General features: G+C 71.3%; 14 protein-coding genes. 6 read left to right on the top strand and 8 right to left on the bottom strand.

Going from position 1 to position 20,096, the window contains the following annotated elements:
- Positions 1–9 precede the first annotated feature (9 nt).
- The 3 genes from pulA (at position 10) to ACWCXH_RS06770 (ending at position 10,428) form a co-directional block, all read left to right on the top strand.
- The gene (gene pulA, locus ACWCXH_RS06780; protein ID WP_449800252.1) at positions 10–5,556 is read left to right on the top strand and encodes a pullulanase-type alpha-1,6-glucosidase; all 5,547 of its coding nucleotides are present in this window, start codon (positions 10–12) and stop codon (positions 5,554–5,556) included.
- 565 nt (positions 5,557–6,121) lie between these two features.
- Complete coding sequence (locus ACWCXH_RS06775) at positions 6,122–8,458, top strand: M4 family metallopeptidase (protein ID WP_449800251.1); 2,337 nt, start codon at positions 6,122–6,124, stop codon at positions 8,456–8,458.
- A gap of 233 nt (positions 8,459–8,691) precedes the next feature.
- Positions 8,692–10,428 carry a carbohydrate-binding module family 20 domain-containing protein gene (locus tag ACWCXH_RS06770; protein ID WP_449800250.1) on the top strand — a complete coding sequence of 579 codons (1,737 nt, stop codon included), beginning with the start codon at positions 8,692–8,694 and terminating at the stop codon, positions 10,426–10,428.
- Positions 10,429–10,559: 131 nt separating this feature from the next.
- On the opposite strand, the gene ACWCXH_RS06765 is transcribed toward ACWCXH_RS06770, so the two are convergent.
- Positions 10,560–11,318: an SDR family oxidoreductase gene (locus ACWCXH_RS06765; RefSeq protein WP_449800249.1), complete on the bottom strand. Its 759-nt coding sequence runs from the start codon at positions 11,316–11,318 to the stop codon at positions 10,560–10,562.
- Positions 11,319–11,681: 363 nt separating this feature from the next.
- On the opposite strand from ACWCXH_RS06765, the gene ACWCXH_RS06760 reads away from it, so the two are divergent.
- Complete coding sequence (locus ACWCXH_RS06760; protein WP_449800248.1) at positions 11,682–12,734, top strand: alpha/beta hydrolase; 1,053 nt, start codon at positions 11,682–11,684, stop codon at positions 12,732–12,734.
- 62 nt (positions 12,735–12,796) lie between these two features.
- Here ACWCXH_RS06760 and ACWCXH_RS06755 read toward each other — a convergent pair whose 3' ends face one another.
- Complete coding sequence (locus ACWCXH_RS06755; RefSeq protein ID WP_449800247.1) at positions 12,797–13,666, bottom strand: hypothetical protein; 870 nt, start codon at positions 13,664–13,666, stop codon at positions 12,797–12,799.
- Between the two features lie 48 nt (positions 13,667–13,714).
- Positions 13,715–14,233: a SigE family RNA polymerase sigma factor gene (locus tag ACWCXH_RS06750; RefSeq protein WP_449800246.1), complete on the bottom strand. Its 519-nt coding sequence runs from the start codon at positions 14,231–14,233 to the stop codon at positions 13,715–13,717.
- A 219-nt stretch (positions 14,234–14,452) separates the two neighbouring features.
- On the opposite strand from ACWCXH_RS06750, the gene ACWCXH_RS06745 reads away from it, so the two are divergent.
- Positions 14,453–15,187 carry a hemerythrin domain-containing protein gene (locus ACWCXH_RS06745; protein ID WP_449800245.1) on the top strand — a complete coding sequence of 245 codons (735 nt, stop codon included), beginning with the start codon at positions 14,453–14,455 and terminating at the stop codon, positions 15,185–15,187.
- Between the two features lie 91 nt (positions 15,188–15,278).
- Here ACWCXH_RS06745 and ACWCXH_RS06740 read toward each other — a convergent pair whose 3' ends face one another.
- The 3 genes from ACWCXH_RS06740 to ACWCXH_RS06730 form a co-directional block, all read right to left on the bottom strand.
- Positions 15,279–15,899, bottom strand: a complete 621-nt coding sequence (locus tag ACWCXH_RS06740) for a DUF6891 domain-containing protein (protein ID WP_449800244.1) — start codon at positions 15,897–15,899, stop codon at positions 15,279–15,281.
- A 159-nt stretch (positions 15,900–16,058) separates the two neighbouring features.
- On the bottom strand, positions 16,059–16,601 hold the full coding sequence (locus ACWCXH_RS06735; protein ID WP_449800243.1) for an FHA domain-containing protein: 543 nt from the start codon (positions 16,599–16,601) through the stop codon (positions 16,059–16,061).
- 163 nt (positions 16,602–16,764) lie between these two features.
- Positions 16,765–17,313 carry a DUF1697 domain-containing protein gene (locus tag ACWCXH_RS06730; RefSeq protein ID WP_449800242.1) on the bottom strand — a complete coding sequence of 183 codons (549 nt, stop codon included), beginning with the start codon at positions 17,311–17,313 and terminating at the stop codon, positions 16,765–16,767.
- A gap of 76 nt (positions 17,314–17,389) precedes the next feature.
- Here ACWCXH_RS06730 and ACWCXH_RS06725 point away from each other — a divergent pair, with 76 nt between their 5' ends.
- A complete protein-coding gene (locus ACWCXH_RS06725) occupies positions 17,390–17,860 on the top strand; it encodes a pyridoxamine 5'-phosphate oxidase family protein (RefSeq protein WP_449800241.1) in 471 nt (156 codons plus the stop codon).
- A 15-nt stretch (positions 17,861–17,875) separates the two neighbouring features.
- Here ACWCXH_RS06725 and ACWCXH_RS06720 read toward each other — a convergent pair whose 3' ends face one another.
- Both ACWCXH_RS06720 and glnA read right to left on the bottom strand, forming a co-directional pair.
- Complete coding sequence (locus ACWCXH_RS06720) at positions 17,876–18,232, bottom strand: arsenate reductase family protein (protein WP_449800240.1); 357 nt, start codon at positions 18,230–18,232, stop codon at positions 17,876–17,878.
- Positions 18,233–18,423: 191 nt separating this feature from the next.
- Positions 18,424–19,836 (bottom strand): type I glutamate--ammonia ligase, encoded by a 1,413-nt coding sequence (gene glnA / locus ACWCXH_RS06715; RefSeq protein WP_449800239.1) that lies wholly within the window; start codon positions 19,834–19,836, stop codon positions 18,424–18,426.
- Positions 19,837–20,096: the final 260 nt, after the last annotated feature.

Genomic DNA, 20,096 nt, shown 5'->3' with positions numbered 1-20,096 from the left:
GAGCCCTCAGTGGCCGATACGCCGCTCAGCCCCCGGCGGAGCACCCGACGCAGACCCGGCCGCACGGCCGTCCTGCTGGCCTCCGCACTGACCGCCGCCACCCTCGGCGGCGCCCCCGCGGCCCTCGCCGCCGCCCCGCCCGCCCTGCCGTCGGACGCCGCGCTCGCGGCCACCGCCGGGCGGCACGACCTCACCCGCGAGCAGTTCTACTTCGTCCTGCCCGACCGCTTCGCCAACGGCGACCCGGCCAACGACACCGGTGGCATCACCGGCGGGCGGCTGGACAACGGCTTCGACCCCGCCGACAAGGGCTTCTACCACGGCGGCGACCTGGCCGGCCTGATCCAGAAGCTCGACTACATCCAGAACCTCGGCACCACCGCGATCTGGATGGCGCCGATCTTCAAGAACAAGCCCGTGCAGGGCACCGGCGCCGACGCCTCGGCCGGGTACCACGGCTACTGGATCACCGACTTCACCCAGGTCGACCCGCACTTCGGCACCAACGACCAGCTGAAGGAGCTGATAGCCAAGGCGCACGCCCGCGGCATCAAGGTCTTCTTCGACGTCATCACCAACCACACCGCCGACGTCATCGACGACGCGGAGCACCAGCACGCCTACCGCTCGACCGGCGCCTACCCGACGCTCGACGCGGACGGCAACCCGGTCGACGAGACGGCGATCGCGGACAGTGGCGCGCCCTGGCCGAAGATCACCAAGGACTCCTTCCCCTACACCCCGGTCTTCCGCACCCCGGCCGATGCCACCGCCAAGAGCCCGTCCTGGCTCAACGACCCGGCGCTCTACCACAACCGCGGCGACTCGACCTTCGTCGGCGAGTCCGCGACCGAGGGCGACTTCAACGGGCTCGACGACCTCGACACCCAGAACCCGCGTGTGGTGAAGGGCTTCGAGAAGGTCTACGAGCAGTGGGTCAAGGACGCCGGGGTGGACGGCTTCCGGATCGACACCGTCAAGCACGTCGACATGGCGTTCTGGCAGCAATGGGCGCCCGCGCTCAAGGACTTCGCCGCCAAGCAGGGGAACAGGAAGTTCTTCATGTTCGGCGAGGTCTACTCCGGCGATCCGGCGGTCACCTCGCCGTACGTCACCAAGGGCAAGCTCCAGGCGACGCTCGACTTCCCGTTCCAGGGCGCGGCCCGTTCGTACGTCTCGCAGGGCGGCCCGGCATCGAGCCTCGCCGACGTCTACGCCCAGGACTACCGCTACACCAGCGCCGACACCGACGCGTACGAGCTGCCGACCTTCCTCGGCAACCACGACATGGGCCGCTTCGGCTCCTTCCTGCTCGCCGACAACCCGGGCGCCGACGACACCACCCTGCTGAAGAAGGACCGGCTCGGCAACGAGCTGCAGTTCCTCACCCGCGGGCAGCCCGTCGTCTACTACGGCGACGAGCAGGGCTTCACCGGCGCGGGCGGCGACAAGGACGCCCGGCAGGACGTGTTCGCCTCGAAGACGCCGTCGTACAACGCCGACCGCGTGCTCGGCGGCCCCTCCGGACCGGCCGACCGGTACGGGCAGGGCGGCGAGCTCTACCAGGGCATCGCGGGGCTGGCGAAGCTGCGCCGCGACAACCCGGCGCTCGCCGACGGCGCCCAGATCGAGCGGTACGCCGCCAACGGCGCGGGCGTGTACGCGTTCTCCCGGATCGACGCCGGGCAGCAGGTCGAGTACCTGGTGGCGGTCAACAACGCCGCCGAGGCGAAGACCGTCACCCTGGACACGTTCTCGGCCGGGATGGGCTTCGACCGGATCTACCCGGCGGCGGGTCCGGGTGAGCGGCTCACCAGCGGCGCCGACCGCAAGGTGACCGTGACCGTGCCGCCGCTGTCGTCCGTCGTGTTCAAGGCGGGCGCCAGGCTCGCCCCGGTCGCCGCCGCGCCGCAGATATCGGTGCAGCCGCCGGCGGACGGCTCGACCGGGCTCGTCACGATCGGGGCGAAGGCGGACGGCGGCTTCAACCGCGTGACGTTCGCCGCGCAGATCGGCAACGGACCCTGGCAGACGCTCGGCACCGCCGACACCGGGAAGTACGCCGTCACCCAGGACCTGAGCACGGTGGCGCCCGGCACGGTGGTGCGGTACAAGGCCGTCGTGCAGGACTCCAGCGGCCATCTGCGCTCCGCCACCGGCAGCTTCACCACCGGCACCCCCGCGCCCGCGCCGGTGCCCACGGCCACCGCCCGCCCGTACGCCGTCGTGCACTACAACCGGCCGGACGGCAACTACGACGGCTGGAACCTCTACGCCTGGGGCGACCTCGCGGACGGCGAGTCCACCCAGTGGCCGGCCGGGCACGGCTTCGTCGGCCGGGACGCGTACGGCGCGTTCGCGTACGTGCGGCTCAAGCCGGGCGCCTCGGACGTCGGGTTCATCGTCGAGAAGGACGGCGTCAAGGACGTGGACGCCGACCGGCACATCGACGTCGGCAGCACCGGTGAGGTCTGGGTCAAGCAGGGCGACCCGACCGTCCGCACCACCGACCCCGGGCCGACGAGCACGCCGCCGGCCAACACCGCCGTCATCCACTACAACCGGGCCGACGGCACCTACGACGGCTGGGGCCTGCACGACTGGACCGGCGCCGCCAGCCCCACCGACTGGGGCAAGCCGCTGATGCCGGTGCGCCGCGACGCCTTCGGTGCCGTCTTCGAGGTGCCGCTCGCCCCCGGCGCGACCAGCCTCAGCTACATCCTCCACAACGGCAACGACAAGGACCTGCCGAACGACCAGTCGCTGGACTTCGCGTCCAACGGCCGGGAGGTCTGGATCCTCGGCGGCCGCGAGGGCTACCTGCTGCCGCAGAGCACCGCTTCCTCCTCGCAGCTGGACCCCGGCACCGCCAAGGCACAGTGGATCGACGCGAAGACCGTCGTCGTCCCGCAGAACTACGGCGCGGCCGACGCGGCGCTGGCCGGCGGCACCAGCGCCCAGCTGGTCTACGACCCCGCGGGCGGCATCCGCGCCGACAAGGGCGTGCTGACCAAGCCCGGCCAGTGGATCCGGCTCAACCCCGTCCAGGGCGGGCTGACCGATGCGCAGAAGGCCAAGTACCCCCACCTGGCGGGCTACCGGGCCTTCACCGTGGACGCCCGGGACACCGCGCGAGTGCCGGCCGCGCTGCGCAGCCAGCTGCTGTTCACCGAACACCTGCCCAGTGGTGCCGTGTTGGCCGCCACCGGGGTCCAGATCCCGGGCGTGCTCGACGACTTGTACGCCGGCCACACCGGGCGGGTCGACTTCGGGCCCGCGCACTACGACGGCAAGGTGGCGCTGTCGGTGTGGGCGCCGACCGCGCAGGACGTGTCCGTCCAGGTCTTCGACAGTGCGACCGGGGGCACCCCCAGGACGCTGCCGATGAAGCTCGACGACGAGACCGGTGTGTGGGAGGTCGTCCGCGACAAGGGTGAGCTGGACGGCAAGTACTACCTGTACCAGGTGAAGGTCTGGGCGCCCTCGGTGCAGCAGATGGTCGTCAACACCGTCACCGACCCGTACTCGGTCGCCCTGTCCGCCGACTCCAAGCGCAGCCTGGTGGCCGACCTCGACGCCAAGGAGCTCAAGCCGAAGGGCTGGGAGGACCAGAACGTCCCGGCGGCCGTCCCGCCCGCGCGGCAGCAGATCCAGGAGCTGCACGTCCGCGACTTCTCGGTCGAGGACGGCACCGTTCCGGCTGCCGAGCGCGGCACCTACCTCGCCTTCACCGAGTCCGGCTCCGCCGGGATGCAGCACCTGCGGGACCTCGCGAAGGCCGGGGTGACCACCATCCACCTGCTGCCGACCTTCGACATCGCGTCCGTCCCGAAGAACAAGGCGGACCAGAAGCTGCCGCCCTGCGACCTCAAGTCCCTTCCGCCGGACGGCCCGAAGCAGCAGGAGTGCGTGGCGGCCGTCGCCGCGGACGACGCGTACAACTGGGGCTACGACCCGCTGCACTACAACGTGCCCGAGGGCACGTACGCGACGGACGATGGGGGCGCCTCCCGCCCGGAGGGTGGGGGAGGGACCGCGCGCACCGTGCAGTTCCGGCAGATGGTGCAGGCGATGCACGAGGCCGGGCTGCGGGTGGTGCTGGACGTCGTCTTCAACCACACCGCCGCCAGCGGCCAGGACGAGCACTCGGTGCTGGACCGGGTCGTGCCCGGCTACTACCAGCGGCTCGACGCCAACGGCAAGGTGACGACGGACAGTTGCTGCGCCGACACCGCGCCCGAGCACGCGATGATGAACCGGCTCGTCGTCGACTCGGTGACGATGTGGGCGCGCGAGTACAAGGTCGACGGCTTCCGCTTCGACCTGATGGGCCTCGACCCGAAGTCCACCATGCTCGACGTGCAGGCCGCACTGCGGAAGATGACGCCGGACTCGGACGGCGTCGACGGCAAGAACGTCTTCCTCTACGGCGAGGGCTGGAACTTCGGCGTGGTCGCCAATGATGCCCGGTTCGTCCAGGCCACCCAGGCCAACATGGCCGGCACCGGCATCGCGACCTTCGACGACCGGATGCGCGACGCCGCCCGCGGCGGCAACTTCATGCTGGGCTCCGCACCGCAGCAGGGCTTCGCCTCGGGCCTGTACACCGACCCGAACGGCTCGCCCGCGAACGGCACCCCGGATCAGCAGAGGGTCCGGCTCCTGCACGAGATGGACCAGTTGAAGGTCGGGCTGACCGGCAACCTGGCCGGCTACTCGTTCACCGACAGCTCCGGGAAGGCCGTCACCGGCGCGCAGGTCGACTACAACGGCGCCCCGACCGGGTACGCGAGCAGGCCGGGTGAGGCGGTGGAGTACGTGGACGCCCACGACAACACCGACCTGTTCGACGCCCTCGCCTACAAGCTGCCGACCGGCACCGCCCCCGCCGACCGGGCCCGGATGCAGGCGCTCGGGCTCTCGCTCACCGCGCTCACCCAGGGCGCGGGCTTCGCCCAGGCGGGCAGCGACCTGCTGCGCTCGAAGTCGCTCGACTCCAACTCCTACAACTCGGGCGACTGGTTCAACGCCATCCACTGGCCCAATCCATCGACAGGGGCCGCGGACGGCAACGGCTGGGGCCGCGGGCTGCCGATGGCGGCCGACAACAAGGAGCTCTGGCCGACCGCCCAATCGCTGCTGGCCAACCCGAAGTTGACCGTCGGCGCGGACGACATCCGGGCGACCGCGGCGCAGTTCCAGGACTTCCTGCGGATCAAGCAGTCCTCGCCGCTGTTCTCGCTGCCGACCCTCGCCGACGTCCAGCAGCGGCTGTCCTACCCGCTCTCCGGCACCGCCGGCGAGACGCCCGGGGTGATCACCCTGCACCTGGACGGCACCGGGCTGGCCGGCGCCGAGAAGGGCGTCACCGTGGTCTTCAACGCCACGCCCACCGCGCAGGGCCAGACCGTGGCCGCCCTGAAGGGGACGGCCCAGGCGCTGCACCCCGTTCAGGCGGGCGGCGCGGACCCGGTGGTCAAGCAGTCCGGCTTCGACGCCGCGACCGGCACGTTCACCGTGCCCGGCCGCACCGTGGCGGTGTTCGTCCAGAGCTGAGCACCGGCCGGCCGACGGGCCCCGCACCGCTGTCCAGGCGGTGCGGGGCCCATGCCGTTCCCGGGGTCCCGAACTGGCCGGAACCGGTCGGTGGCTCGGCCGGAAAGGTGATGTGTCGCGCCCCGCGGACGCTGTGCCCCGGCCGCGTGGCCCGGCGGTGGCCTGAGCGCTGGTCAGTGCCGCTGCACGGGGGCCGAACCATTTGGCGCTCATGAAAACCGTTGTTGTAAGTGCCTTTACCTGTAACAGGGTTGAAGCACTCGGCGATGACCGGTCGCGAACACGAATCGGCCAATCCATGGCATGCATCTGTCATTAACGGCTTGTTTGCTGTCACGATTCCCCCTGCTGCGGACGAGGGCCCCCCAACTCCCCCTCGCGGCAGCGAAGTTCCCCGTGCGCACCATTGCACCCCTGTACGCCCTTGCACCCCTCTGCACCTGACTCTGTGAGCACCGCCGCACCCCTGGCGCACACCGCCGGGGGCCCCCACTGCGCCGCAACCCTGCGGCCCAGGTCGCCCTCCACCGCGCGCACACCCGCGCCGGTCGGTTAAGGAGTCCGCATGTCCCGCTACGCCCACGCCCGGAAGGCGGCGGTCGTCATGGCCGCCACCACCGCGCTGCTGGTGACCGGCATCCCGGTCATCGCCCAGGCGGCCGCCCCCGACGCGCCGTCCGTCGTCGCCCAGCAACTGTCCGCCCGTGCGCAGCTCATCTCCTCCGCCAACCAGCAGGCCGCGAGCCTCGCCCGGAGCATCGGGCTGAGCGACCAGGAGAAGCTGGTCACCAAGGACGTCGTCCAGGACGCGAACGGCGACCGCCACCTGCGGTACGAGCGCACCTACGCCGGACTGCCGGTCCTCGGCGGCGACCTGGTCGTCCACCAGACCGGCGCCGGCGCCACGAAGGGCGTGACCAAGGCCAGCGACGCCGTCCTGGCGGGCCTGGACACCACCCCCGCGCTCGCCGCGCCGAAGGCCCAGGAGAGCGCGCTGGCCGCCGAGTCGGGCGCGGCGCTGGAGGCCGCGCCGCGCCTGGTGGTCTTCGCCGCCAAGGGCACCCCGAAGCTCGCCTACGAGACCGTCGTCAGCGGCAAGGGCGACGACGGCACCCCGAGCCGCCTGCACGTCGTCACCGACGCGGCGACCGGCGAGGTGCTCAGCAAGAACGAGACCATCGAGACCGGCAGCGGCACCGGCGTCTACGTCGGCAACGTGCCGCTCACCACGACGCAGAGCGGCGGCCAGTACCAGCTCAAGGACGGCACCCGCGGCGGCCAGTACACGACCAACATGAGCAACGGCACCTCCGGCAACGGCACGCTGTACGCCAAGTCCTCCGACACCTGGGGCGACGGCACCGCCGCCAACGGCGAGTCCGCGGCCGTGGACGCCCAGTACGGCGTCGCCGCGACCTGGGACTTCTACAAGAGCGCCTTCAACCGCAACGGCATCCGCAACGACGGTGTCGGCGCCTACAGCCGCGTCCACTACGACAACAACTACGTGAACGCGTTCTGGGACGACTCCTGCTTCTGCATGACCTACGGCGACGGCTCCGGCAACACCCACCCGCTCACCGCGCTCGACGTCGCCGGCCACGAGATGACGCACGGCGTCACCGCCGCGACCGCCGCGCTCAACTACTCCGGTGAGTCCGGCGGCCTCAACGAGGCCACCTCCGACATCATGGGCAAGATGGTGGAGTGGAACGCCAACCTGCCCTCCACGCCGCCGAACTACTTCATCGGCATCCAGCTCAACATCAACGGCAACGGCACCCCGCTGCGCTACATGGACCAGCCCTCCAAGGACGGCTCCTCGGCGGACTCGTGGTACTCGGGCGTGGGCAACCTGGACGTCCACTACTCGTCCGGTGTCGCCAACCACTTCTTCTACCTGCTGTCGGAGGGCAGCGGCGCGAAGAGCATCAACGGCTTCAACTACAACAGCCCGACGGCCAACAACGTCACCGTCGCGGGCATCGGCCGGGACAAGGCCAAGCAGATCTGGTACAAGGCGCTCACCGCCTACATGACCTCGACCACCGACTACGCCGCCGCCCGCACGGCGACGATCAGCGCGGCCACCGACCTCTACGGCGCGAACAGCAACGAGGTCTACCAGGTGGGCCTCGCGTGGGCGGGCGTCAACGTCGGCCAGGTGCCGCCGAACCCGGGCGGCGTCAGCGTCACCAACCCGGGCAGCCAGTCCACCGCGCTGAACGGCTCGGTGAACCTTCAGGTCCAGGCCTCGGGCGGCACCGCACCGCTGTCCTACTCCGCCACCGGCCTGCCCACCGGCCTGTCGATCAACTCCTCGACCGGCGTGATCTCCGGCACGGCCTCCACGGCGGGCAACTACAACGTGACCGTCACGGTCACCGACGCCGGCGGCAAGACCGCGACGACCAGCTTCGCCTGGAGCGTCTCGGGCGGTGGCGGCGGCTGCACGCCGACCCAGCTGCTGGGCAACGCGGGCTTCGAGACGGGTTCGGCGGCGCCGTGGACGGCGTCCAGCGGTGTGATCGACAACAGCGCGTCGCAGGCGGCGCACGGCGGCAACTGGAAGGCGTGGCTGGACGGTTACGGCTCGTCGCACACGGACACGCTGTCGCAGACGGTGACGATCCCGGCGGGCTGCAAGGCGACGCTGAGCTTCTGGCTGCACATCGACACCGCGGAGACGGGCACGACGGCGTACGACAAGCTGACGGTGTCGGTCAACGGGACCACGCTGAAGACGTACTCCAACGTGGACGCGGCGGCCGGCTACCAGCAGCGGACCTTCGACCTCTCGTCCTACGCGGGCAAGAGCGTCACGCTGAAGTTCACCGGCACCGAGGACACCTCGCTGCAGACGAGCTTCGTGATCGACGACACTTCCATCCAGACCGGCTGACCTCCGGTCGGTAGGCAGGGCCCGGCAGCCGGTGGCTGCCGGGCCCTCGTCGTGTCCGCTCGTGCCCGGCTGTCGGCTCCTCCTGGTTGACTCCTACTGATGCGGAAACGTTTCGTCCCTTTGTCTTGACGGTGTCTCCCCGCGGCTCTAAGTTCTCTGCAAGTTTCCGGCAAGTTACAGAAACTTCCTGCACATCGGCTGCCCCCACCCCAGCCGCCCCCCTTGGAGACGACGTGGTCACCACCGCCCCCACCCGCCGGCCTGCCCGCGCGGCCGGAGCGCTCGCCGCATCGGCGGCGCTCGCGCTCTCGTTCACCGCCGGTCTCGGCGCCCCCACCGCCCATGCCTCCCCGCCCGCCAACAACGGCAAGGACGTCACCGCGACTCTCTTCGAGTGGCGCTTCGACTCCGTCGCCCAGGCCTGCACCACCACGCTCGGCCCGAAGGGCTACGGCTTCGTCGAGGTCTCGCCGCCGCAGGAGCACATCCAGGGCCCGCAGTGGTGGACCTCCTACCAGCCGGTCAGCTACCAGATCGCCGGGCGGCTCGGCGACCGGACGGCCTTCAAGAACATGGTCGACACCTGCCACGCGGCCGGGGTCAAGGTCATCGCCGACACGGTCGTCAACCACATGACGGCCGGCTCGGGCACCGGCACCGGCGGCACCGCCTACACCAAGTACAACTACCCCGGCGTCTACCAGGACCAGGACTTCCACACCTGCCGCCAGCCGGTCAGCAACTACCAGGACCGCACCAACGTGCAGGACTGCGAGCTGGTCAACCTCGCGGACCTGGACACCGGCAGCGCGTACGTCCAGCAGACCATCGCGCACTACATGGACGACCTGGCCTCGCTCGGCGTCGACGGCTACCGGATCGACGCCGCCAAGCACATCGCCGCCACCGACCTGGCCGCCATCAAGGCCAAGATGGCCAACCCCAACGCCTTCTGGGTGCAGGAGGTCATCTACGGCGCCGGCGAGCCGATCCAGCCGTCCGAGTACACCGGCAACGGCGATGTCGACGAGTTCCGCGTCGGCACCGACCTCAAGCGCATCTTCACCAGCGACAAGCTCGCCGGCCTCAGCGGCTGGGGCGCCTCCTGGGGCTACCTGCCGAGCAGCCAGGCGCGCAGCTTCATCGACAACTGGGACACCGAGCGCAACGGTTCGACCCTCAACTACACCTACGGCAACACCTACACGCTGGCCAACGTCTTCCTGCTGGCCTCGACCTACGGCTCGCCGAACATCTACTCCGGCTACGGCTTCACCAACAAGGACGACGGCCCGCCCAACGGCGGCACCGTGAACGCCTGCTACCAGGACGGCTGGAACTGCACCCACGCCTGGCGGCAGATCGCCAACATGGTCGGCTTCCGCAACGCGGTCGCGGGCACCGGCGTGACCGACTGGTGGTCCAACGGCAACAACGCGATCGCCTTCGGCCGCGGCAACCAGGGCTACGTCGCGATCAACCACGAGAGCGGTGCGATCACCCAGACCTTCCAGACCGGCCTGCCGGCCGGGACCTACTGCGACGTCCAGCACGGCGACCCGCAGCCCGGCGGCGGCTGCACCGGCCCGACCTACCAGGTGGGCGCGAACGGGCAGTTCACCGCGACGGTCGGCGCGGGTGAAGCGGTCGCACTGTACGTCGCGGGCGGCAGCAACGTGACGGGCGCGTCGTTCGGCGTCAACGCCACCACGTCGTTCGGGCAGAACATCTACGTCGTCGGCGACAACCCGGCGCTGGGCGGCTGGGACCCGGCCAAGGCGCTGCCGCTCTCGTCCTCCGGCTACCCGGTCTGGTCGCTGGCGCTCTCGCTGCCGGCCGGCACGTCCTTCCAGTACAAGTACGTCCGCAAGGACGCGAGTGGGGCGGTCACCTGGGAGTCCGGCGCCAACCGCACGGCGACGGTGCCCTCCTCGGGGACGGTCGCGCTGAACGACACCTGGCAGCCGTAGCGGTGCGCCGAGGGACCTCCGTCAGCACGCGTTGACGGGGGTCCCTCCTGTGGGTGGCCCGGCCGGTTCGAACCGCCGTTCCGGGGACGGCGGTTCGCTGCGCCACCGTCACTCGCGCGACGAGTGACGCGTCAGCCGCGGCCGATGTACGGCATGGTGGTCGCCATCACCGTCGCGAACTGCACGTTCGCCTCCAGCGGCAGCGAGGCCATGTGCCGCACCGTACGGGCCACGTCGGCCACGTCCATGGTCGGCTCCGGCGCGATCCGCCCGTCCGCCTGCCGCACCCCGGCGCTCATCGCGGCCGTCATGTCGGTGGCCGCGTTGCCGATGTCGATCTGCCCGCAGGCGATCCGGTACGGGCGGCCGTCGAGCGAGAGCGACTTGGTCAGCCCGGTGACGGCGTGCTTGGTCGCGGTGTACGCGATCGAGTGCGGGCGCGGGACGTGCGCGGAGATCGAGCCGTTGTTGATGATCCGGCCGCCCTGCGGGTCCTGCGCCTTCATGAGCCGGAAGGCGGCCCGGGCGCAGAGGAAGGCGCCGGTCAGGTTGAGGTCGACCACCGCGCGCCAGGCGTCCACCTCCAACTCGTCCACCGGGACGGCCGGGCCGAAGCCGCCGGCGTTGTTGAACAGCAGGTCCACCCGGCCGGAGCGTTCGGCGGCCGCGGCGAACAGCGCGTCCACCGCCGTCGGGTCGGTGACGTCGGTGGGCACCACGGCCGCCGGGGCGCCGTTCGGGTGAGTGCCGCACAGCCGGGCGGTCCCGTGCAGCGGTTCGGCCCGGCGCCCGGCCAGGACGAGCCGCCAGCCGGCGGCGGCCAGCTCGACCGCGACGGCCCGGCCGACCCCGCTCCCGGCTCCGGTGACGACGGCGGTCTGCTGGTGCATGGCGGGCTCCTCGCGCTCGGGGTTGAGCCGATCCTCTCGGACGTGCGGGCCGTCGTCACTGGTGGAGGACCCCGAAGATCCGGCCGCCCGGCGGGCCCGCCGCTGTGCTCCCCGCCGTTCGGCGGGGCCCCGGGGGGACCGTGTGACGGGTTTTACCTGATCGCGGACAAACATTGGATTTCCGGTGGCCGGCGCGCAACCGGCCCGCCCCGGCCCACGTCATAAGATCGCAGGACGGCACGCTGCGGCGGGCCGCACTTCCGGGGGCAGCGCCGAGCCGTGCCCCGGGTCTGTCCGGCCCCACCCGGGGGCCGCCGCCCGGCCAGCCGGACCGGGCGTGACATCGGTCGGAGAGTCCTCACCGTGCTAAGGCAGTCGTCCCGTTCCCGCGCCGTCCTGACCGGCGCCGCCGTGCTCACCCTGGCTGCCTCGCTCGCGGCCTGCGGGAGTTCCGGCGGCGGGAAGGGGGACAGCGCCAAGGCGGCCGACACCCCGAGCGCGGCCGGCACGAGCGCGGTCCCGGGCGACCCGGCCGCCGCCTCCGCCGCGCCCGGCAGCGCGGCCGCCTCGGGCGGCAAGGTGCAGATGCCGACCGGCCAGCCCCAGCTGAGCAAGGTCCGGGACACCACCGTCGGCCCGATCATGATGACCAAGCTGGCCGGCCCGAAGTCCGGCGTGACCGGCCAGGTGTGGGTCTGGCTGCCGCCCGAGTACAACGACCCCAAGTACGCCAAGACCGGCTTCCCGGTGCTGACCCTCTACGCGGGCGGCCAGAGCAACGGCTACAACACCTGGACCGACACCAACCAGCTGCCGATCCAGGAGGAGGACGAGCAGCTGGTCAAGGCGGGCAAGGCCCACCCGTTCATCATGATCATGCCGGTGCAGAACTTCAACAGCGACGAGAACAACGCGCTGGACTGCTCCGACATCCCCGGCCAGCCCAAGATGGCCACCTGGATGGCCCAGGACATCCCGGACTGGGTCCGCGCCAACTTCCGCACCCTGAAGGGCCGCGACAGCTGGGGCATCATGGGCGCCTCCACCGGCGGGTTCTGCAGCGCCAAGCTCTCGCTCCAGTACCCCGACCTCTACAAGGCCGCCGTCCCGATCGACGGCTACTTCATCCCGGACTCGCACCTGTGGAAGGGCCACGACGCCGAGCGGGCGGCCAACAACCCCGACGTGCTGGTCACCCAGGGCAAGGCCGACGTGAAGATGCTGGTCACGGCCGGCGGCGCCAACGGGTACGAGAAGAACGTGGTCAAGAGCTGGGTGGCCAAGGCCGTTGCGCCGGTCGCCATCGAGTACTACGAGCAGCCCGGTGGCAAGCACCTGACCTCGGACTTCAAGAAGATGATCCCGGACACGCTGCAGTGGCTCACCAGGAACCTGGCGGGCCCGGCGGCCGACTGAGCCCGTCCGCGCGTACGCCGACCGCCGGTGCCGGGGAGCTGTTCCCCGGCACCGGCGGCGGTCTATCCGGCGTTCTCCTTGACCTTGTAGTACCAGCCGTCGCGGATCGCCTCCAGGAAGCCCGGGGCGGCGGCCAGGTCCAGCAGTCGGGGCAGGGCGACGGTCTCGTCGGTCGGCTGGTACGGGGGCTTGCCGTTCCGGCCGAAGTCCAGGCTGTACTGCCTGTGCTGGGGGGTCACCACCGTGAGCACGCTCCACTGGCCCCGGCCGGGCGCCACCGGGTGGAAGGCCCAGGCGACCGAGCCGTCGGGCAGGGCCCGGCGCTCGCAGTCCTTGCCGAAAGGGGGAAGCGGGCCCGTCCGGCTCGGGATCGGCTCGCAGGGCGAGTCTTGGCCGCCGTCCAGCTCGTCGTACATCTCCTCCTCCCGCCACGCTCCCACGGCGCCGCCGTCCTTCCTGGTGAACTCGAACACCGTCGACCTCCAGGTCCCGTCGCCGTCGGACACGGCGTTGAAGTCGGCCGGCAGGTGGGCCCGGAACACCTTCAGCAGGGCCTGGTGCCCAGCGGCGTTGACCTGCCGCTCCCACGCCGCGTGCGCGGCCTGGTCAGTGTTGGGCGGCGGCGGAGGGAAGCTGCTGGGCGCCGCGGTGCTCGGCACCGCCGACGTCGCCGACGCGGTCGGCCCCGCCGGAACGGTCGTGCGCTGCGCCGCCGTCCGTCCGTCGACCGCCCACCCCGCCGTGGCCAGCAGTGCCACCGCCGCCACCGCGGCGCCCGCCGCCGTCAGCCGGCGCCGGCGCCGCAGCCGCCCGCCGGAGCGGCGGACCTCGGGGAGCAGCCCCGGGGGAGTGGCGGGCTCGGACTGGTCCAGCACTGAACGGAACAGCGCGCCCATCTCGTCGGCGCCGTGCGCCGGATCATCCCGGGTCATCCCGTCTTCCTCTCCTCGTCCTGCTCGTCTTCCGTGCTCGTCACGTGCTCAGCCGGCTGCGATCTCGTGCAGCGAGTCGCCGAGGATCGCCCGCAGTTGGGCCAGTCCCCGGCTGGTGTTGGACTTCACCGTGCCGGTGCTCTGGCGCAGGACCGCCGCCGTCGCCTCGATCGTCTGGTCCTCCCAGAACCGCAGCACCAGTGCCGCCCGGTAGGCCGGGGTGACCTGCGCCAGTGCGGCCAGCAGCGCCAGCCGCCGCTCCGGGTCGGCCGGGGCGCCGGCCGGGCCGGGCGCCGGGGCGTCGGGCAGCTCCGGTGCCGCGACCTCCTGCGAGCGGCGCAGCCGCCGGGTGTCGATGTAGTTGCGGACCAGGGTGGTGCGGGCGTAGCCGGCCGCCGACTCCGGGTCGCGCAGCCGGGACCAGCGCGCGTACAGCTTCACCAGGGTGATCTGCACGAGGTCCTCGGCGAGGTGCCAGTCGCCGCAGAGCAGGTAGCCGGTGCGGCGCAGGGCGGTGTACCGGCCCGCGACGAACTCGTCGAAGGACTGCTCCAACTCCGGTGACATGCGGCCTCGCTGTTCCTGGGGTTCCCGGTGCGCGGCGCGCACCCTCGCACTGATACACGGGACGGGCGGCGCGAAGTGTTGCGTCCGGGCGTCGGAACGGCTGTGACCTGCGCGTCAATCGGACATTGATTCACCTCTGATCGACTGTGCGCACAGTGAACGGGGCCGCCTTCCGGGGGCCGTGAACCGCACGCCCCGCCGATTCGTGAAGAGAGTGCCATGCCGATCCACCTGCTGCCGCCGCCGTCCGCCTCCGCACCCGAGCGAGCCGAGGACGAGGAGCCCCTGGCGATCCGTTTCGCCGGGCTGCGGCTGGTGCACGCCGCGTTGCGCCGGGACCTCGCCCGGCTGCCCAACGCGCTGCGGCTGCTGCAGCCCGGCGAGGACACCAAGGGCGAGGCGCTGCTGCGGCACTGGGACTTCGTGACCGCGATGCTGACCTGCCACCACGAGCAGCAGGACACCCGGATCTGGCCGATCGTGCGCCGCTTCGCGCCCGAGCTGCGGCTGCTGCTCAACTGGCTGGAGGCGGACCACCACAACCTCGACCACTCGTTCACCCGGGTCACCACGCTGGTCCGGATCGCCAGCCGGGACACCGGCAGCGTCTGGCCGGTGGCGTACGCGATCGAGGACCTCGCGGCCCGGCTGGAGACGCACCTGCGGATCGAGGAGCGCCAGCTGCTGCCGCGGATGGAGGGCGTGTTCGCCGACAGCTCGCGGGTCGGCAGCCTGGCCGAGCTGCTGGACCTGCTGCGCTCCGCCAACGGCCCGGGCACGGCCGACGCGCTGGCCTGGCTGCTGGAGGGCGTGGAGCCGGCCGTCGTCGAGCGGCTGCTCGCCGAGTGCGACGACGACGTGGCCCGCTCCTGGCCGCACTGGCGGGCGACGTACGAGCGCTGCACCTCGCCGCTGTGGGGGCCGGCGGGCGACTGGGGCATCCTCCCCGACTGAGCCCGGGGTTTTTCGCGGGCCGTCGATCTACGCGCGTGGCAAGGGCCGCGGGCACATGCGGCGAGGGGGCGCACGACGCGTACGGCCGTGGCTACTCCGGCAGGCGGTTCAGCCACTCCAGCGGTGTGACCAGGATGGCCTTGCCCGGCGAACCGTCCCACTCCACCGGCAGGCCCTCCGCCGCCAGCGCGGCCACCACCTCCCGGCCGATCTCCACCGTCCGGAGCGCCGCCGCGTCCGCCGACTCCACGGGCCCGCCCTGCTCACCGGCCGTCCGGAAGCCGCCGTAACGCAGCATCAGGCCATGCCCGGCAGCGGCGCGTTCGGTGTCCTGCTGGTGGAAGAAGACGAAACCGCGCGAGTCCTCGTCGGCCTCGTCTCCGATCTCGGCGTAGCCGCAGCTCGCGCAGCAGGTGAAGTCCATCGCCGCGACGATGCCCTCCTCCTCCAGCGCGTCGAAGGCCGCGACCAGCCGGTCCACGTGGGTGACCTCGGGCCAGCCGGCCTGCTCGGCCAGCCGCTCCCGCCAGAGCGGAGCGACGATCCGCTCCGCCTCCTCCTCCGTCAGCCCCTGGTCGTCGAGGAGTTCGACCAGGGACTCGGCTATCTCGTCCGGCTCCTGGAAGCCGCACCGGATCAACTCGCGGGCCCGGTCACGGGCTTCGCGCAGCACCTCGGGGTCGAGCTCGGGCGTCGGCGTCTCCTGCGTCATGCCGGCATCCTCCCACCCACCACCGACAACGCCCCGGGCGGAGGGTCCTCCTGCTACCAACCCGCCGGTGACCTCTCTCCTGCGACCGCCGCTGATCACCCGTCTGCTGGCCGCCGAACGCATCCTCGGCGCGGGCGCGGGCGGCCGTCCGCTCCACGGCTATCCGCTCGCGAGGCGGAACTCCAGGTTGCCGAAGCGGACCTGGTCGCCCGGGCGCACCCGGGCGCCGCCCGCGATGCGGTGGCCGTTCACGTGGGTGCCGTTGGTCGAGCCGAGGTCGTACAGCACCCAGCCGCCGTCCTCGTGCCGCAGTTCGGCGTGGTGGCGGGAGACCGAGGCGTCGTGCAGCCGCAGCCCGGAGCCGGGGATCCGGCCGATCGTCAACTGCCCGGTGCTCTGCGGGAGGTTCAGGCCCGGCAGCCGTTCGGTGCGCCAGGCCCGGTTGATCCGCTCGCCGAACCCGGAGATCCGGCCCACTGCCCGCATCAGGAAGCGTTCCACCGGGTTCCCGGTGGGCAGGTCGGCCATCGCCGCGTCCAACTCGGCGCGGCTGGTGGCGTGCAGGACGACCTCCATCCGCCCGAGGAAGGTCTCGTGCGACAGCCGGCCACTGCTCGCGCCGTCGCGCAGCACCCCGAGCGCCTGGTCCCGCTCGGCCTCGGACGGCCGGACAGCGTACGTCCGGATCTCAGGATGCGTCATGTCCCGATTGTCGGCGGCGCCGTGCCCGGCTGTCCAGATTCCGGCCGCCGCCGCGCAGCGTCCACGACGGTTCACGATGTCCCCCCGGATCAGGACACCGGAGACGGCGCCGCGGTTCCACGGATCCGGGGTCAGACGGCGCCGCGGTTCCACGGATCCGGGGTCAGGACTTCCTGGCCGCCGCCAGGATCTTCTCCGTCGTGTGCAGGAACCGGGACGTCACCGACCCCGTGTACCGCTTGTCGAACATCTCCTTGGTGACCCACTTGCCGTTCTTCAGGTGCACCACGACGTACGCGGCGCCCGCGTCCGCACCGAGCACCTCGTAGTCGCCCTTCGGCGACGTGCGCGGGACGGTGAGGTCGGCGGGGAGCGGCTCGGAGAGGAACGCGATGACCAGCCGGACGTCGGGCGTCACCTCGACGCCCCTGAACGGCTCGGCGGCCAGCATGGCGGCCACCTCGTCGACCGTCCGCAGCAGCACCGGGACGGGGTAGCCCAGCGACTCCTCCAGGTGCCGCTCGATGCGCAGGGTGAGGGCGGCGCGATCGGGCTCGTCCGTGCTGAAGAACACGTTGCCGGACTGGATGTACGAACGGACGTCGGCCAGCCCCAGCTCGGCGAAGAGCGCCCGCAGCCGCTCCATCTTCACCGTCCGGCCGCCGACGTTGATGGCCCGCAGGAACGCGATGTACGTGGTCGTGGTGGTCACCCCGCCAGTCTGGCACCGGGCACCGACAACACGGCGGGGGCGGCGGATTGTCGGTGCCCGGTGCCAGACTGGCGGCATGGTTACCTGGCAGGATTTCGAGCAGGAGGCACCCGATCTCGCGCCCCTCGTACGGGCCCGGTTCGAGGCCGGCAAGCACCACGTCCTGGCGACGCTGCGCAAGGACGGATCGCCCAGGGTGAGCGGCACCGAGGTCGACTTCATCGGCGCCGACGCGATGCTCGGGTCGATGTACGGCTCGGTGAAGGCGCGCGACCTCCAGCGTGACGGCCGTTTCGCCCTGCACTCGCGCCCCGGGGACGAGACCATGGCGGGCGGCGACTCCAAGCTGTCCGGCCGGGCGGTGGAGATCACCGACGAGGTCGAACTCGCCGCCTTCGTCGCCGATCTGCCCGAGCCGCCGCCGGGCCCGTTCCACGCGTTCCGGCTCGACCTGGAGCAGGTGGTGCACACCGGCCTGGAGGACGGCCACCTGTGGGTCTTCAACTGGCACCCGGGCCGGCCGGTGGAGCGCACCAGGCTCCACTGACCGGCCGCTTCGGCGTCACGGCAGGACGGACTTGAGGGCCTCGGGGGTCCGGGCCACGACGGCGTGGCCGTCGTCCGCGGTGATGATCGGGCGCTGGATGAGGATCGGGTGCTCGGCCATCGCGGCGATCCAGCGCGCCCGGTCGCCCGGCTCCCGGGTCCACTGCTTCATCCCGAGGTCCTTCGCGGCCTGCTCGTCGAGGCGCGTGATGTCCCACGGCTCCAGGCCGAGCCGCCCCAGCACCGCCTCCAGCTCGGCCGCGGTCGGCGGGTCCTCCAGGTAGCGCCGCACGGTGTACTCGGCCCCGGCCGCGGTCAGCTCGCCGAGGGCCGTCCGGCACTTGCCGCAGCGCGGGTTGATCCAGATCTCCATGCCGTCCAGCCTACCGAGCGCCGCTGCGCGGGGCCCGGGAACTCCCGCGCGCCCGTCCGCCTCCACGTCCGCCGACACGCGGATGGTCGGTGTCACTCCGCCTTTGCTCCCCATGGCGGTGGTCCGACACCGGGAAGCCCCCGCCGCGGCAAGCGAGTTGCCGGGACGGGGGCTTCGGGACGCCTGGCGGCCTAGAGGTCGTAGTACAGCTCGAACTCGTGCGGGTGCGGCCGCAGGGCGATCGGGGCGATCTCGTTGGTGCGCTTGAAGTCGATCCACGTCTCGATCAGGTCGGGCGTGAAGACGTTGCCCGCGAGGAGGTACTCGTGGTCGGCCTCCAGCGCCTCCAGGACCGCCGGGAGGGACGACGGCACCTGCGGGACGTTCGCGTGCTCCTCGGGGGCGAGCTCGTAGAGGTCCTTGTCGACCGGCTCCAGCGGCTCGATCTTGTTGCGGATGCCGTCGAGTCCGGCCATCAGCATCGCCGAGAACGCCAGGTACGGGTTGGACGACGGGTCCGGCGCGCGGAACTCGATGCGCTTGGCCTTGGCGTTGGAGCCGGTGATCGGGATGCGGATCGCGGCCGAGCGGTTGCGCTGCGAGTAGACCAGGTTGACCGGCGCCTCGAAGCCCGGCACCAGGCGGTGGTAGGAGTTCACCGACGGGTTGGTGAACGCCAGCAGCGAGGGCGCGTGCCGCAGCAGGCCGCCGATGTAGTAGCGCGCGGTGTCGGAGAGCCCGGCGTAGCCCTGCTCGTCGTAGAAGAGCGGCGAGCCGTCGCTCCACAGCGACTGGTGGACGTGCATGCCCGAGCCGTTGTCGCCGAAGATCGGCTTCGGCATGAAGGTGGCCGTCTTGCCGTTGCGCCAGGCGACGTTCTTGATGATGTACTTGAACAGCATCAGGTCGTCGGCCGCGTGCAGCAGGGTGTTGAACTTGTAGTTGATCTCCGCCTGGCCGGCCGTGCCGACCTCGTGGTGCTGGCGCTCGACCTCCAGGCCGGCCTTGGCCAGCTCCAGCGACATCTCGGCGCGCAGGTCGGCGAAGTGGTCCACCGGCGGGGTGGGGAAGTAGCCGCCCTTGTACTTGACCTTGTAGCCGCGCACGTCGCCCTCGGCGGCGCCGGTGTTCCAGGCGCCGGCCTCGGAGTCGATGTGGTAGAAGGACGCGTTGGCGCTGGTCTCGAACCGCACCGAGTCGAAGACGTAGAACTCGGCCTCGGGCCCGAAGAACGCGGTGTCGGCGATGCCGGAGGAGGCGAGGTAGGCCTCCGCCTTCTTGGCGACGTTGCGCGGGTCGCGGCTGTAGGCCTCGCCGGTGACCGGGTCCTGGATGAAGAAGTTGATGTTGAGGTGCTTCTCGGCCCGGAAGGGGTCGAGCCGGGCCGTGGCGAGGTCCGCGACGAGGGCCATGTCGGACTCGTGGATGGCCTGGAAGCCGCGGATCGACGAGCCGTCGAACATCAGGGTCTCGGACGGGTCGAAGGTCGCCGCAGGTACGGTGAAATGCTGCATGACGCCCGGCAGGTCGCAGAAGCGGACGTCGACGAACTTGACGTCGTTGTCCTGGATGAACTGCTTCACTTCGGCGGCGTTGTTGAACATCCATCCTCCTCGGCGTGCGAATGCGGCTCACCCTAGGAACGGTCCGTTTCCGACCGGTGACCCGCTCGTTTCTTAGATGTTAACCACCTCCGCCGAACGGGCGGCAAAGACGTACGGTCCGGGGCAAAACGCCCACCCACCTGCCCGTCCTTCGAGAAATGGTCTGGACCACTTGGTAAGCCCGGACACCCGGATTCACTCGGTCGGGGACGGCCCGCGGACGACGGGGGAGTCGGTGGCTGCGCGCGGGGGCCGCCCGG

This window comes from Kitasatospora sp. NPDC001660 (assembly GCF_053596725.1).
Note: the sequence above shows the minus strand (reverse complement) of the source record. Positions and strands in the feature narration are given on the sequence as shown.

Excerpts from the sequence above, each read along its gene's own strand:
- ACWCXH_RS06775 (WP_449800251.1), top strand. The coding sequence starts at position 6,122 with ATGTCCCGCTACGCCCACGCCCGGAAGGCGGCGGTCGTCATGGCCGCC.
- ACWCXH_RS06765 (WP_449800249.1), bottom strand. The coding sequence starts at position 11,318 with ATGCACCAGCAGACCGCCGTCGTCACCGGAGCCGGGAGCGGGGTCGGC.
- ACWCXH_RS06755 (WP_449800247.1), bottom strand. The coding sequence starts at position 13,666 with ATGACCCGGGATGATCCGGCGCACGGCGCCGACGAGATGGGCGCGCTG.
- ACWCXH_RS06750 (WP_449800246.1), bottom strand. The coding sequence starts at position 14,233 with ATGTCACCGGAGTTGGAGCAGTCCTTCGACGAGTTCGTCGCGGGCCGG.
- ACWCXH_RS06745 (WP_449800245.1), top strand. The coding sequence starts at position 14,453 with ATGCCGATCCACCTGCTGCCGCCGCCGTCCGCCTCCGCACCCGAGCGA.
- ACWCXH_RS06740 (WP_449800244.1), bottom strand. The coding sequence starts at position 15,899 with ATGACGCAGGAGACGCCGACGCCCGAGCTCGACCCCGAGGTGCTGCGC.
- ACWCXH_RS06735 (WP_449800243.1), bottom strand. The coding sequence starts at position 16,601 with ATGACGCATCCTGAGATCCGGACGTACGCTGTCCGGCCGTCCGAGGCC.
- ACWCXH_RS06725 (WP_449800241.1), top strand. The coding sequence starts at position 17,390 with ATGGTTACCTGGCAGGATTTCGAGCAGGAGGCACCCGATCTCGCGCCC.
- ACWCXH_RS06720 (WP_449800240.1), bottom strand. The coding sequence starts at position 18,232 with ATGGAGATCTGGATCAACCCGCGCTGCGGCAAGTGCCGGACGGCCCTC.
- glnA (WP_449800239.1), bottom strand. The coding sequence starts at position 19,836 with ATGTTCAACAACGCCGCCGAAGTGAAGCAGTTCATCCAGGACAACGAC.